We start from the raw sequence: 14,103 nt of genomic DNA, 5'->3' as shown, positions 1-14,103 counted from the left end.
CCTATTTCTTCTCTCTCTTAGACATAACATCAAAGATTACCGCTGCGAGAAGTACAAGGCCTTTTACAACCTTCTGATAGTTGGCATCAACACCCATGATTAACATACCCTGGTTGATAACACCCATTAAAAGAGCACCGACAATAGCTCCGAATACTGAACCTGTTCCGCCATATGCTGAAGCACCACCGATGAAGCAAGCACCGATAGCATCCATCTCGTAGAACTGACCGTATGTAGGCTGAGCTGATGCTGCACGAGCAACTGTAAGGATACCAGCAAATGCTGCCAAGAATCCCATATTCGTATATGCGAAGAAGTAAACCTTCTTAGTGTTGATACCAGAAAGCTGTGTAGCCTTCTCGTTACCACCTACTGCATATAAGTAACGACCGATTGTAGTCTTTGTTGTAACGTAGTTGTAAACAAGTACTATAAGGATGATCCAAAGAAGTGATGTAGGAATACCCTTATATCCTGCAAGCTTATAAGCAAGGAATATAATCACTGCTGAAATGATAGCAAGCTTAGCATAAAATCCTAATGCACTTGTTGTGTCATAGCCCTTCTTAGAAGCAAGCGCTCTCTTTCTGATTGAGAGGAATGCATATATAACAACTGTAATCACACCAGCTACTATACATGTGATATTAAGCTTAGGACCATGGAAGAAATCTGGAATGTAGCAATCAGCACCACCACCAAAAACATTAAGGAATGTCTTGTTTGAAATTGATACTGCATATCCGTTAAGAACTACATTTGAAAGTCCTCTAAAAGCATACATACCAGCAAGTGTTGCGATGAATGGTGGAACATTTACATATGCAACCCAGAAGGCTTGCCATGCACCAACAAGAATACCTACAAGTAACATAACGATTACTGCTACCCATACGTTTACTTTCTTGTCCATAAGCATTGCTCCGATACCGCCTACGAAGCAGACTACTGAACCAACAGAAAGATCGATGTTACCACCAGTTAAAATACAAAGTAACATACCAGTTCCAAGAACGAATACATAAGCGTTCTGTGAAAGAAGGTTGTTTACGTTCTGAGACAGAAGGATTGTTCCGCCTGTTCCAACGTAGAAAATTCCAATAACTATCACCAGGGCGATAACCATGGTGTACTTTTTTAATGTATTTCCAATATTATTTGAAACCATGTTTTCTCTCCCTTCTAATTCTTTAAGATGCAAGACATGATGCTCTCCTGAGATGCCTCAGAACCAGCCATTTCTCCAACTATCTTGCCCTCGTTCATAACATAAATTCTATCTGACATACCAAGTACCTCTGGAAGCTCTGAAGAAATCATGATAACTGACTTTCCAGCTGCTACAAGGTCATTGATGATGCAGTAAATTTCGTACTTAGCACCAACATCGATACCTCTTGTTGGCTCATCGAGGATAAGTACATCTGGATTTGCAAACATCCACTTAGCGAGAAGAACCTTCTGCTGGTTACCACCTGAAAGGTTACCAACGTTCTGCTCAACTGTAGGACACTTTGTCTTAAGCTTATCTCTGTAATCCTCTGCTACCTGATATTCCTTATCCTGATCGATTACACGCTTTGAGCAAATCTCTGAAAGATTTGAAAGTGTTGTGTTAATCTTGATTGGATTTGTAAGAACAAGTCCATTGCCCTTTCTATCCTCAGTAACGTATGCAATCTTGTGCTTGATAGCATCCTTAATATTCTTAAGGTGAACCTCTTCTCCGTTTAAGAAGAGCTGTCCTGAGATGTTTGTTCCATAAGCCTTACCAAAGATACTCATGGCAAGCTCTGTACGGCCAGCACCCATAAGTCCGGCAATACCAACAACCTCACCCTTACGAACGTTCATTGATACACCGTCAACAACCTTACGCTCTGCAAACTGTGGATGGAATACTGTCCAATCCTTAACTTCCATAGCGATGTCGCCGATTTTTACATCATGACGCTTTGGGAAACGGTCTGTCATTTCACGACCTACCATGCCCTTGATAATTCTGTCTTCAGAAATATCATCTGTTGTCTTATCAAGTGTTTCAATTGTAGAACCATCACGGATAACTGTGATTTTATCTGCTACGTAAGAAACCTCATTAAGCTTGTGGGAAATAATGATTGAAGTCATTCCCTGCTTTTTGAATTCAAGAAGTAAATCAAGAAGTGCCCTTGAGTCAGTCTCGTTAAGAGATGAAGTAGGCTCATCAAGAATAAGTAACTTTGCGTGCTTAGCAAGTGCCTTTGCAATTTCTACAAGCTGCTGCTTACCAACACCGATATCTTTTATAAGTACACGGCTGCTTTCTGAAAGACCTACCATCTTCAGATATTTATCAGCCTCTGCATATGTTTTGTCCCAATCAATAGCTGCTTTCTTTCCCTGCTCATTACCAAGGAACATGTTCTCACCAATTGACATGTAAGGAATAAGGGCTAATTCCTGATGGATAATTACGATTCCCTTTTCCTCTGAGTCCTTAATCTTCTGGAACTTACAAACCTCTCCATTGTATACAATGTCGCCTGTGTAAGAACCGAATGGGTAAATTCCACTTAATACATTCATCAGAGTAGACTTACCAGCACCATTCTCGCCTACAAGAGCGTGAATCTCACCTTCTTCTACCTTAAGATTAACGTTATCAAGGGCCTTTACGCCTGGGAACTCTTTGGTGATGTTGACCATCTCAAGTATTGTTTTTCCCACTTGTATTACCTCCCTATAAATAAAACTTCTATAAAAGAATAACCTTAGTGTATTCTCTTCAAAATATTCTCTGTGTTCAAACCTTTAAATAAGGGCGAGCTAAGCTCGCCCTATAAAACTGTTTTGGATTTTAGATGTGAAAGGCACCTAATTAATCAGCTAACTGATCCTCTGTGTAGTATCCAGAATCGATAAGGAGCTCCTTGTAGTTGTTAGCATCTGCGAATACTGGCTCGCAAAGGTAAGAAGGAATGATACCTGTTCCGTTGTCATATGTCTTCTCATCGTTAACATCTACTGTCTCACCATTAAGGATCTGACCTACCATCTTAACAACCTGTGAAGCAAGTGTACGTGTATCCTTGAATACTGACATAGACTGCTTTCCAGCGATCATGTTCTTTGTGTTCTCGATATCGCAATCCTGACCTGTGATGATTGGATATTTACCCTTGTAGTTTGCTGCAAGTGCGTTCTCAACACCAAGTGCTGTAGAATCGTTTGAGCAGAGGCAGATATCAAGGTCATCGCTAGCATAGTTAGAAGAAAGGATTGTCTCCATACGTGACTGAGCTGTCTCTGTAGCCCATGCTGGAGTTGCAACTTCTGCAAACTCTACCTGACCAGACTTAACTTCAAGTGTTCCTTTTTCAATGTATGGCTTAAGAAGGTCCATAGCACCGTTGTAGAAGAAACCAGCGTTGTTATCACCTGGATCACCAGCTGTGATTTCAAGTGTGAATGTATCAGATGTGTTCTCAAGGTCGAGCTGATCGATGATGTACTGACCCTGAACCTGACCTACCTTGTAGTTATCAAATGTAGCATAGTAAGAAACTGCATCTGAGTTCATGATAAGACGGTCATAAGCGATAACTGGGATGTTCTTCTCAGCTGCCATATCCATAGCCTCACCAAGTGAAGAGCCCTCGATAGCTGCAACTACGAGTACGTTACATCCTGAGTTAATCATGTTCTCAATCTGAGAAACCTGTGTCTGAACATCGTTTGAAGCGTACTGAAGGTCAACATCAAATCCAGCTGCCTTAAGCTCCTTCTCCATGTTAGCACCATCCTGGTTCCATCTCTGAAGGTCCTTTGTAGGCATTGCTACACCAACCTTTGTGCCACCAGCTGTTGTAGTAGACTCTGTAGCCTCACCTGCATCTGCTGCTGGAGCTGAATCTGTTGTCTCTGTGCTTGTTCCACAGCCTACTAACATAGAAGCTGCCATAGCGCCTGTTAAGAGTACACTTAATAATTTCTTTTTCATTTCCTAAAAAACCTCCCTTTCATTTTAGGTTTGATATTTTTGAAAACCTTAGCAGTTTTCCGTTCTGAAAATACTTTAACATTTACCTGTCTTTAAATGGTTGTCACTTTCTTCACATTTTTGTCTAATCCGTATTTACGTTAAAAAAAGGACTAGCACATTTTTGTGCTAGTCCCTATCTTAGATTACAATTTTATGCTACTGGCTATTTTCACTATCTAATGTATTTAAATACACGTCCTCACGGCTGTGGAAGCCTCCGTCGATGATTACTTCATCCAAATTATCCTTATTTACAGCCACTGGTTCGATGGCTACGTATGGAATAGTATTTTCACCATCGCTAATGCTATTCATTACAGAAAGATCCTGCCCCTGTGCCAGCTGTACTGAAAGCTTTGCAGCTTCCTCGGCAAGCTTACCTACAGGCTTATAAACTGTCATAAGCTGTGTACCCTGCACTATGTGCTGGCATGCTGGAAGATCTGCATCCTGCCCAACTACTGGGATTTCTCCTGCAAGCTGTGCAACAGCAAGAGCTTTGATTACAGAAGCTGCCACATCATCATTTCCGCACATGATAGCATCGGCAGTACGTACTAAATCCATGTGATCATATACATATGCTCCACCAAGCTCAGCTTTCCAACCCTCACAATTATATGTATCAAGGATATCTATGCTGTTTGCGTTCATTAATTTGATGAAGCCCTGATTTACCATAGGAACATTCATATCTGTATATGGTCCGCAAATCATAATAACTTTTTTAGCACCTGAACTAACTATGGCACTACCAAGCATACTTCCAACTTTTTCATTATCAAAGGAAATATATAAATCCGCATTTACGTTAGGAATAAGTCTGTCGTAACATACCACTGGAATCCCAGCTTTTTTAGCATCCTTTACCACACCAGTAAGAGCCTCTGCGTCTATGGCGATAATAACAATGCAATCTACCTTCTTATCTATTAAATACTGAATCTGTTCAATCTGCTTTTCAACATCCCCATTGGCATTTTGAACGTTTACTGTAGCTCCCATAGAAGAAGCTGTATCCACAAAAATGTCTCTGTCCTTTTCCCATCGCTCGATAACAAATGAGTCAAAGCACATACCTATTTCCAGCTCATCCTCCTCCGGCTGAGCAGTAGAATTCTCCTGAGCCCGGCTGCTGCATCCGCAAAGTAGACAGCCCGCCAACAGACAGACCGTCATCTTTTTCAAAAAACCCTTCATACCTATTATTCTCCTTACATCCTAAGTGGCAATTAACCGCGGGCATAGTCCGTAGGTGTCTTGCCTGTATACTTTTTGAAATTTCGTGAGAAGTAATTTGGATCTGAATAACCAACCTCTGCAGAAATCTCTTTCATAGACTTATTTGTAGTCTTAAGCAGTTTTTTGGCCGCCTCAATTCTAAGCTTTGTCAGGTAGTCAATGAAGTTTTCTCCCGTTTCTTCCTTGAACACCTTTGAGAAATAATATGAGCTGATGTTAACCACTCTCGAAACATCATCCAGAGTAAGCTCCTTCATATAATTCTCATCTATATACTGCTTTGCCTGATTTACAGCACTCATGGACTGTTCTTCATGCTTATTTGAAACCCAGAAGGCAGCATCCTTAATCTTTTCTGTGAACCAGATTTTCTCATCTGCGAGACCACTAAGACTCATAAGCTCTGAAAGATAGTTTGCCCTACTCTTAAATTCGTACATACGACCTGTCTTTTCATATGCAAGATGCTCTGCCCAAAGTACAAATTCCAAGCATTTCAAACGAACGCTATCATTGTCACTGGCATAGGTGCTTTCCATCCAGTCAAAGAAGGTCTGTGCTACTGATACTGACTCGCTGACATTTCCAAGAGTAATCTCGTCAAAAAGGCGTTTCTCCAAATCCATTGGATAGTTTTCCTCGTACTGGCAAGCAACAGGCATGTCATCCACATGAGCTACGTGACTAGTGTTACTTATCAACACTGAGTTAGCTTCTTCGTAAGATTCACACATTCTTTCAAGTGGCTTAACAGAACCAAATCCCACTCTAAAGTCCATGTCAAAGCGGTCTGCCAACTTTCTGCATAGGGCGCGAGCACTTTCCACAATCTCATTTCTCTCATTATATGAAAGTGTATCGTTTTGGCATGGAATGAGAATAGGAATCTTGTTGGACATAACATTTCCCATAATTCCCTTAATATAATCCTCTGTGATGGTGTGGATTTCCTTATAGGATTTCTGCGCCTGAATAGATGCAGCAACAGCGCTTGTCATGTAATTTCCTACAAGCTCTCGACCAAAGGTCATACATGCCATATATCCATAATCGCAATCGATGCCAAGAAGAGTCTTGTAGTTATCAATATCCTCCTGAAAGTACTCCTTAAATAACAAATCCTGAATAAGTCCATTTTCGATAATTGGTACTACAATTTCTAGCTTTTCTCGTACCTTTAAATCGTTGCTTCTTTTAGTACGCTCTCCATCGATTCTCCCCATGGCTTTTTGGAGAATATCGAGAATAGCCTCTCGGCTGACAGGCTTATTCAAATAGTCCAAAACCCCAAGAGAAATAGCTTCCTTGGCATAATCAAATTTATCGTAGGCTGTCATTACAATAAAAACCACATGCTTATTTGTACGACGAATCTCACGCATAGCCTCGATACCGTTTATGCCCGGCATCTGAATATCCATAAAAGCAATATCCGGCTGGAATTCCTCTGTAAGCTCGATAACCTGACGGCCTGTTTTGGCAACTCGGATATCACACTGGCTACCATACTCTTTTTCAATTATAAATTTGAGGGAGTCGATTACGATTCCTTCATCATCTGCTAACATTACCTTATACATTTTCTAACCCTGGCAGATACAGAATTGTCTCTGTACCTTTATTTTCTCCTTCTGAAATAATATCCAGTACATCATCACGCTCGTAAAAAATATTTAGGCGCTCGATGCAATTTGCAAGACCAACTCCGTTTGAATCAGACTTTTGAGAATTTTCCTCGTAGCTTCCCTCTAGAATCTTGGTGATGGTCTCATTTGTCATTCCAATTCCATTGTCCTTGATGCTAACACAGATATAATCACCTAATTCGTAGACAGAAAGGCGGATTTTCTTGGTCCATTCTATGTTTCTTACACCATAGTTGATACTGTTTTCAACAATAGGCTGAAGTATCATACTAGGTATTTTCACCCCTAGAAGTCTCTCATCTATGTCCTTGGCAAACTGAATCTCCCCTGCGAAACGAACATTGATGATGTAAATATATATATCTACCAGCTCAATCTCCTCTTTAAGAGTTACAGCATCTTTATTCTTTTTGATGTTGTATCGGAAGAAATTGGCTACATTATGCATGTATTCGCTGGTGCGGTCTGCACCCTCCATCATGGCAAGCTGGGCGCCAGCATTTAATGTGTTAAAAAGGAAATGAGGATTAATCTGAGACTGAAGATATTTCAGCTCCGCATCCTTAATATGATTTGCCATAATCAGCTCATTTTCCTTTAGCTTTCGCTCTGTCTCCATAGACTCGGTAAGCTTGGTGATATAGGCCTTCAGTGAAACTACCATCTTGTTGAAGGCACGAGTCACAACACCTACCTCATCGTTATTGATTACCGCTGGAAGTGCCACATCAAAATCACCATCGGACACTCTGTTTGCAGCCTGAGCCAGCTTTACAAGTGGACTGGTGATTGTTGATGCAATCAAAACTACGAAAGAAAGATTGGCAACTCCGATAATAATCAGTGTCAAAATATTCAGCTCTTCAAGTGTCTGTAATGCAGACATCATGGTACTGTAGGATTTTGAGTTGTTGATGAACTGCTGATTATTTAGGCTTGTAATATTTGAATCGATATATCCGTAGGTTCTGCTGGCTTCCTCATAGTAGCTCTTGTACTTCTCAACATTACCTCCACGCTTACTTTCAACCGCATGATTTGTAAGCTCCAGGTAATTAGCTGACATCTTAAGAATATTTCTCTCCAGCACTCTGCTGTCATTTACATCATTATTATCATCAAGATTTTTGAGAAGATCTCTGTAGTTCTGCTCTGCGATGTAGTATTCCTCAAGTGCGTTACTAGTCTTTGTTCCAAGATACACAGTAGTGGCTGTCTGAAGTCCATCCAACGCGCCTGTCAGTTCATTAAGAGAATTATTGCTGGCATATACCTCGTCTAAGGAAGTAAGCATTCTGTCGGTTCCCATGTACAAAACGATATTTACCATGAAGAGCAGAATGATTGGTAGACAGAATACGATAATCATCTTTTTTCTCAAGGAGAGTGATTTAATGGTTTGCATCTTCCACCTCCTTCAGATATGACTCAATGTTATCGCCGTCAATAATCTCCGGCTCAACATTGATATAATCGGAAACATGACCTGTCTGGTGATACTCAATAAACGCCTTTGCTGCGGCCTGTCCCATGCTTGAAGCGTTCATGGTAACTGTGCTTTTGATAACCCCCTGCTTAATTCCTGTATAAATAGACTGGGATTCATAGTTTCCGAAAAGAAGTATCTGACCAACCTTGTTGTAATCAATCATAGCCTGATAGAAGCCCGCTGTGGACAGCTCATCAAGGCAGATTACCACTGGCTGAATCTCATTCTTCTGGAACAGATTCTGAATGTATTCTTCTGTAGCGAAGGCATCATTACTTTCAATTCTTCTGACTTCAAACTCAAGAGGTCCATTTGGAAGTTCCTCTTCCGAAAAAGCCCCCTGAATGTTATTTACGAATGTATTAAGTGTGGCATCAGCATAGGTATTGTTGGCTATAACCATGACATGCTTTTGCTTAACAAGATTCTTCTTTATAGCATCAGCATAAAGATTGGCAATGGTGTAGTTATTTACACCTACAAAGCTGACGCGGCTTTCTGAAGCAATATCTGTTTCTAGTGTAATCACTGGGATGTGGGCAGAATATGCCTTTGTGAGAAGCTCCTGTGTCTCTGGTTGGTCATCCCCCTCAAGCATTATTCCATCGCAACCAGATTCGATGGCCATCTCCAAAAGCTCTGTCTTACTGTAATTAACATCCACGTTGTCGGATATCATATCCACATAGACGCCGTGCTCTTTTCCGTACTCGAAGGCTGACTGATAAACATTCTGCCAGAAATCACTTTTATCATTAGAGGCGATAAGTACCACATAGGAATCGTACTGGGTGTACTTTGCTTCCTTCAGAAGATTATTGGCTTCATGCATGCGCTGATTGTATAAAACGAAGCTAATAATTGTGGTTAAAAACATAAAAGCAACAGTGCAACCTGCCGCAATGACAAGTGCACTGTTGCTTTTGAATTTAATTTTCTTCCCGCCTAATTTCATAAACATTACTTCTCCCGCAAATAGCAATCTACTGCATCAAGCTCCCGCAAGGCATCCCCCATATCAGCACACGGGTCCCCCCGCCGGCGTAGGCCCCATCCCATGTGCTGTATGGTGCCCCCTTGCTTGCGCTTTCCAAGTCTTTCTAGCTATTTGCTAACTGAATGATATTATAATTAAATTAAGTCATAAAATCAACGTGTTGCACACCACTTGCATGTCCATCACTTTCGTGTAAAAACATGCCTGATTTGCGAGTGACCGCGTTTGCATCGTAGTTATCACTTCGATGGATGAACTGTGTGTCAAGCCTGCCAAGATATATCGCTCCCACATCAGATTCCTTCAGTCCAAACAGCTCCTGCTCCCCTTTCTCATTGATGGTCATGATTCTTAGCTTTGTAAATACTGGGTCGTTCTCGTCAATCCAGCCATTCTTGTCTGAATCATACTCCTCAAGCTCTCCAAAGCCATCTCCAGTTCTTGCACCAAACAGCTCCAGCCCATTTTTAATAAAACCATCATCATCCTTATCAAGTGCCAAAAAGCCTGAGCCTTTACCAAGATTGTGAATTTCATCCTCCTCTCCATCCCCGTCTAAATCGAAGAAGAAGGTCTGATCAGCAATTGATGTTGGGCAATCATCCAGATTGATTACCAGTGGATCCACACAGTTTCTCACTGCTGCATATACATTTTCATACTTCTCAGTGAAGGACTCCGACAAGGCGAAACTGTAATTAAAGCTTAGCTTTCGTCCGTCGGCTGTGATAGCTGTGCCTGTAGAAGAGTATTCCACACTCTGACTCTCCCAGTGCTCATAGGATACAGTGGTTGTCTGAAAGAACAATGCTCCATTATCAGTGGAGGACATATCTCCAAGCTCATCCATAGAACCAAAGGTTTCTCTCAGCATCTGCCCAAAGGCACTGTCCTCATCAAAGTATCTTCCAAGCATAAACATTTTAAGGAGATACTCAATGGTTCTCAAGCGCAGGGTATACTCGCTGGAAGGCTTGAGCTCTATAGCATTATCCACAGCTTCTGTCTTTTCCTCCTTTTCAGTTTCTTCTGCCTGAAGTCCATCCCCCAAAAGGGTAATCTCCTTCAGATCAAAAACGGGTTTTGTCTCTGACTGAACAGTCAGACGCATTCCACTAGTGTAGCTAGTGGTTGAGGCCATAGAAACCTCAGCATTGTTAATTACCATTCGCTTTCCTCCTTTGTGAAAACCAAATATCGTTAAAAGAAGAAAGTCCTTTTTCAGCCCTCATAGAAATCCTTATTTGAGGTGGCACTATTACCTCAAATAAAAGAAAAAACCAGGAAAACCTTAAGGCCTTCCTGGTCTCTATGATACTCGTCCGTGTAATTATATATCGGTTGATTCGCTGTTATTATTAACCACTGCTGATGCATTTTTCAGTACAAGGATGGCTCCGTAGGAAACCACAAGTGCCGCAAGACAGCAAAGGAAGAATGATACAACTGAATCTCCTCCCATCGGCAAATATTCTGAACCGATAGTACCGATAAAATTAAACAAAACATGAATAATAATTGTAATAACAAGGCTGTCGTAAAGATACATTATGTAGCCTAAACCTAAACCTAAAACAAAGGCATATACTCCCTGAAGCTTGTTCATATGGAAGGCGCCAAACATTATAGCCTGAACCAGAATAGCATAATAATATGGCATAACCTTTTTTGCTGCGTGGAAAGTAATTCCTCTGAATATAAGCTCCTCGCATATAGGTCCTAAAATGATTGCATAAACAATCATGACCGGTGTCATGCTACCGCTAATTCCTGCCGATTCCATAAGCTCCTCATATTCCTCCAACCAAGAAGGGAATGACGAAGCCAATGCATTCATAAGGTAAACAGTCACATACTGCATTCCAAATGAGAAAAGCAATATTCCGCAGATTGTAAGTGGTATATTATTGGACTTGCCTGAAAGCCATGAAAGCTTTCCTTCTCTGCAATATTTTTTGTACACCCAAAAGGCGATTACAGCTGTTGTGGCAGCATATATAACAGAAGTCCATGCTACACCTTCACCAGTTGAATAATCGTTAATCACCTGGACCATGAAGCTTGTGTAATCGTTACCTGTATAGGTGCTCATCTCTGCAACTATATAAAACTCAAGTGCCATAATAGATGCGGCTGTCTGAATTATAATTGCAAGAATAGTTGGCAGAAAAATCCATGGAATATAATTTCTTCTGTCAGTATTGTTCTGATTCATTATTTGTCTCCAATATTATTTAAGCTCAAGCTTGTCCAGATGCCAAATGTCATCTACATATTCCTGGATAGTTCTGTCTGATGAGAACTTACCAACATGTGCCACATTTGAAAGTGCCATTCTTGCCCACTTTTCTCTGTCCTTATAAGCCTCCTGAATCTTCTCATGAGCTTCGCAGTAAGATGCGAAATCCTTAAGAACGAAATAAGTATCAGCTCTTTCAGTACACTGAGTGTTCAAAAGTGAATTGTAGATAGGTCTGAAAAGCTCTGGATTATCTATGCTGTAGTTGCCATTAACGAGCTGAGACAGCACCTTCTGTATATGAGGATTTTTGTTCATCTCATCAACAGGGTTATAGTCGTGATTCTTCTCGTGAGCAATAACCTCATCAGAGCTCATACCGAAGATGAAAATATTCTCTCCGCCAAGCTCCTGGTACATCTCCACGTTGGCACCGTCCATGGTACCAATTGTAACGGCACCATTAAGCATAAATTTCATATTACCTGTACCTGAAGCCTCCTTTGAAGCTGTGGAAATCTGCTCAGAAACATCTGCTGCTGCAAAAATCCACTCTGCATTGGAAACTCGGTAATCCTCGATAAATACAACCTTAAGCTTATTATCTATAGATTTATCATTATTAATTACTGCACCTACATTGTTGATAAGCTTAATAATAAGCTTAGCGTTCTCATAACCTGCAGATGCCTTTGCGCCAAAGATAAATGTCGTTGGGTAGAAATCCATCTCTGGGTGCTCTTTAATCTGATTATACAGATACATTACATGCAAAATATTGAGAAGCTGACGCTTGTACTCATGAAGTCTCTTAACCTGAACATCAAAAATTGAGTTAGGGTCAACTGCTATACCATTATGGTCAAAGATATATTTTGCAAGTCGCTTCTTGTTCTCCAGCTTAATATCCATAAACTGCTGAAGTGATTTCTTATCATCAAGAAGCATAGTAAGCTTCTCCATCTGAGATAAATCAGTAATCCAACCACGACCAATTTTCTTAATTACCCAGTCAGAAAGCTTGTAATTGCCGTGCATAAGGAATCTACGCTGAGTAATACCGTTGGTCTTGTTGTTGAATTTTTCAGGATACATCTCATAGAAATCATGAAGAGAAACGTTCTTCAAGATTTCTGTATGAAGAGCAGCAACACCATTTACTGAGAAGCCGGCGCAAATAGCCATATGAGCCATCTTTACCTGACCGTCAGCAAGGATTGCCATGCGGTGAACCTTTTCATCATCACCAGGGAATTTAGCCTTAATTTCCTCGCAAAAACGACGGTTGATTTCCTCAACTATCATGTAGATACGAGGTAACAGACCTTTGAAAATATCCTCTGGCCACTTCTCAAGAGCTTCTGCCATGATGGTGTGATTTGTATAGGCTACACAATGAGTAGTAACCTCCCAGGCATCATCCCAACCGAGACCATGCTCATCCATCAAAAGTCGCATAAGCTCAGCAACTGTCAGTGTAGGGTGTGTATCATTCATCTGGAATACCACCTTCTCTGGCAGACGCATAATATCATTGTGATAACGCAAATATTTATCAATTGCTCGCTGAAGAGATGCAGATACAAAGAAGTACTGCTGCTTTAGACGAAGCTCCTTGCCCTGGATGTGATTATCATTAGGATAAAGAACCTCTGTAAGGTTGCGGGCCAAATTCATGTCCTCGACAGCCTTGTTGTAGTCGCCACGCTCAAAGGATGCAAGTCTGAATACTTCCTTTGGCTTGGCATCCCAAATCATAAGAGTGTTTACCATACCATTATCAAAGCCAGTGATTGGCATATCGTATGGTGTGGCAATTACTGAGTTGTAGCCCTCATGAATATATTTAGTAGAGCCATCAGGCTGATTTTCATAGCGCACCCAACCGCCAAACTTTACCTCAAATTCATACTCTGAGCGCTGAAGCTCAAATGGATAACGGGTCTGAAGCCAATCATCTGGAACTTCTTCCTGGAATCCATCATTTATCTTTTGCTTGAACATACCGTAGTGGTATCTAATACCGCAGCCATAGGCAGGGTACTGCAAGGTAGCAAGAGAATCGAGAAAACATGCTGCCAATCTGCCAAGACCACCATTTCCAAGAGCAGGATCTGGCTCCTGATCCTCGATAAGGTTAATGTCTACTCCTAAATTTGCAAGAGCATCCATTACTTCGGTGTAGCCTCGCATATTTATCATATTATTGCCGAGAAGTCGTCCAATCAGGAACTCCATTGACATGTAATAAACACATTTTGGATCCTGCTTTACAAACTCCTTTTGAGTAGTTAGCCAGTTATCAATAACCACGTCATTTACAACTTCGGCGCAGGCTCTGTAAATCTCCTCCTCAGTTGCATCTTCAAAATCCTTACGAAACATGGACTTTACGCGGTCTTTGATTTCTCGCTCCAATTCTTTGGTGCTTGGCATCTGTCTCTTCATAATCTCAAAACCCCT

The 14,103-nt window shown here is 41.0% G+C and carries 10 protein-coding genes; all 10 read right to left on the bottom strand.

The window, feature by feature from the left end; all coding sequences use genetic code 11:
• Position 1: 1 nt before the first annotated feature.
• Positions 2 to 1,171 (bottom strand): multiple monosaccharide ABC transporter permease, encoded by a 1,170-nt coding sequence (gene mmsB, locus BUA88_RS08435; protein ID WP_072916230.1) that lies wholly within the window; start codon positions 1,169 to 1,171, stop codon positions 2 to 4.
• Between the two features lie 14 nt (positions 1,172 to 1,185).
• Positions 1,186 to 2,691: a multiple monosaccharide ABC transporter ATP-binding protein gene (mmsA, locus tag BUA88_RS08430; protein ID WP_408633810.1), complete on the bottom strand. Its 1,506-nt coding sequence runs from the start codon at positions 2,689 to 2,691 to the stop codon at positions 1,186 to 1,188.
• 172 nt (positions 2,692 to 2,863) lie between these two features.
• Positions 2,864 to 3,985 carry a substrate-binding domain-containing protein gene (locus BUA88_RS08425; RefSeq protein WP_072915981.1) on the bottom strand — a complete coding sequence of 374 codons (1,122 nt, stop codon included), beginning with the start codon at positions 3,983 to 3,985 and terminating at the stop codon, positions 2,864 to 2,866.
• 198 nt (positions 3,986 to 4,183) lie between these two features.
• Positions 4,184 to 5,227 carry a substrate-binding domain-containing protein gene (locus BUA88_RS08420; RefSeq protein WP_072915976.1) on the bottom strand — a complete coding sequence of 348 codons (1,044 nt, stop codon included), beginning with the start codon at positions 5,225 to 5,227 and terminating at the stop codon, positions 4,184 to 4,186.
• A gap of 32 nt (positions 5,228 to 5,259) precedes the next feature.
• Positions 5,260 to 6,849, bottom strand: a complete 1,590-nt coding sequence (locus BUA88_RS08415) for a response regulator (RefSeq protein WP_072915972.1) — start codon at positions 6,847 to 6,849, stop codon at positions 5,260 to 5,262.
• Positions 6,842 to 8,320 (bottom strand): histidine kinase, encoded by a 1,479-nt coding sequence (locus tag BUA88_RS08410; protein WP_072915967.1) that lies wholly within the window; start codon positions 8,318 to 8,320, stop codon positions 6,842 to 6,844. Before BUA88_RS08410 ends, BUA88_RS08415 begins: the two co-directional genes overlap by 8 nt.
• Positions 8,307 to 9,359: a sugar ABC transporter substrate-binding protein gene (locus BUA88_RS08405; protein ID WP_159430883.1), complete on the bottom strand. Its 1,053-nt coding sequence runs from the start codon at positions 9,357 to 9,359 to the stop codon at positions 8,307 to 8,309. Before BUA88_RS08405 ends, BUA88_RS08410 begins: the two co-directional genes overlap by 14 nt.
• A 181-nt stretch (positions 9,360 to 9,540) precedes the next feature.
• Positions 9,541 to 10,569, bottom strand: a complete 1,029-nt coding sequence (locus BUA88_RS08400) for a hypothetical protein (protein ID WP_072915959.1) — start codon at positions 10,567 to 10,569, stop codon at positions 9,541 to 9,543.
• A 162-nt stretch (positions 10,570 to 10,731) separates the two neighbouring features.
• Positions 10,732 to 11,616 carry a CPBP family intramembrane glutamic endopeptidase gene (locus tag BUA88_RS08395; protein WP_072915954.1) on the bottom strand — a complete coding sequence of 295 codons (885 nt, stop codon included), beginning with the start codon at positions 11,614 to 11,616 and terminating at the stop codon, positions 10,732 to 10,734.
• 15 nt (positions 11,617 to 11,631) lie between these two features.
• Positions 11,632 to 14,088 carry a glycogen/starch/alpha-glucan phosphorylase gene (locus tag BUA88_RS08390; protein WP_072915950.1) on the bottom strand — a complete coding sequence of 819 codons (2,457 nt, stop codon included), beginning with the start codon at positions 14,086 to 14,088 and terminating at the stop codon, positions 11,632 to 11,634.
• Between the last annotated feature and the right edge of the window lie 15 nt (positions 14,089 to 14,103).

The sequence above is a fragment of the Pseudobutyrivibrio xylanivorans DSM 14809 genome (genome assembly GCF_900141825.1).
Taxonomy (GTDB): Bacteria; Bacillota; Clostridia; order Lachnospirales; family Lachnospiraceae; genus Pseudobutyrivibrio; species Pseudobutyrivibrio xylanivorans.
This window is presented reverse-complemented; position numbering and strand designations above follow the sequence as displayed.

Excerpts from the sequence above, each read along its gene's own strand:
- BUA88_RS08395 (WP_072915954.1), bottom strand. The coding sequence starts at position 11,616 with ATGAATCAGAACAATACTGACAGAAGAAATTATATTCCATGGATTTTT.
- mmsB (WP_072916230.1), bottom strand. The coding sequence starts at position 1,171 with ATGGTTTCAAATAATATTGGAAATACATTAAAAAAGTACACCATGGTT.
- BUA88_RS08410 (WP_072915967.1), bottom strand. The coding sequence starts at position 8,320 with ATGCAAACCATTAAATCACTCTCCTTGAGAAAAAAGATGATTATCGTA.
- BUA88_RS08420 (WP_072915976.1), bottom strand. The coding sequence starts at position 5,227 with ATGAAGGGTTTTTTGAAAAAGATGACGGTCTGTCTGTTGGCGGGCTGT.
- BUA88_RS08425 (WP_072915981.1), bottom strand. The coding sequence starts at position 3,985 with ATGAAAAAGAAATTATTAAGTGTACTCTTAACAGGCGCTATGGCAGCT.
- BUA88_RS08405 (WP_159430883.1), bottom strand. The coding sequence starts at position 9,359 with ATGAAATTAGGCGGGAAGAAAATTAAATTCAAAAGCAACAGTGCACTT.
- BUA88_RS08415 (WP_072915972.1), bottom strand. The coding sequence starts at position 6,849 with ATGTATAAGGTAATGTTAGCAGATGATGAAGGAATCGTAATCGACTCC.
- BUA88_RS08390 (WP_072915950.1), bottom strand. The coding sequence starts at position 14,088 with ATGAAGAGACAGATGCCAAGCACCAAAGAATTGGAGCGAGAAATCAAA.
- mmsA (WP_408633810.1), bottom strand. The coding sequence starts at position 2,691 with ATGGTCAACATCACCAAAGAGTTCCCAGGCGTAAAGGCCCTTGATAAC.
- BUA88_RS08400 (WP_072915959.1), bottom strand. The coding sequence starts at position 10,569 with ATGGTAATTAACAATGCTGAGGTTTCTATGGCCTCAACCACTAGCTAC.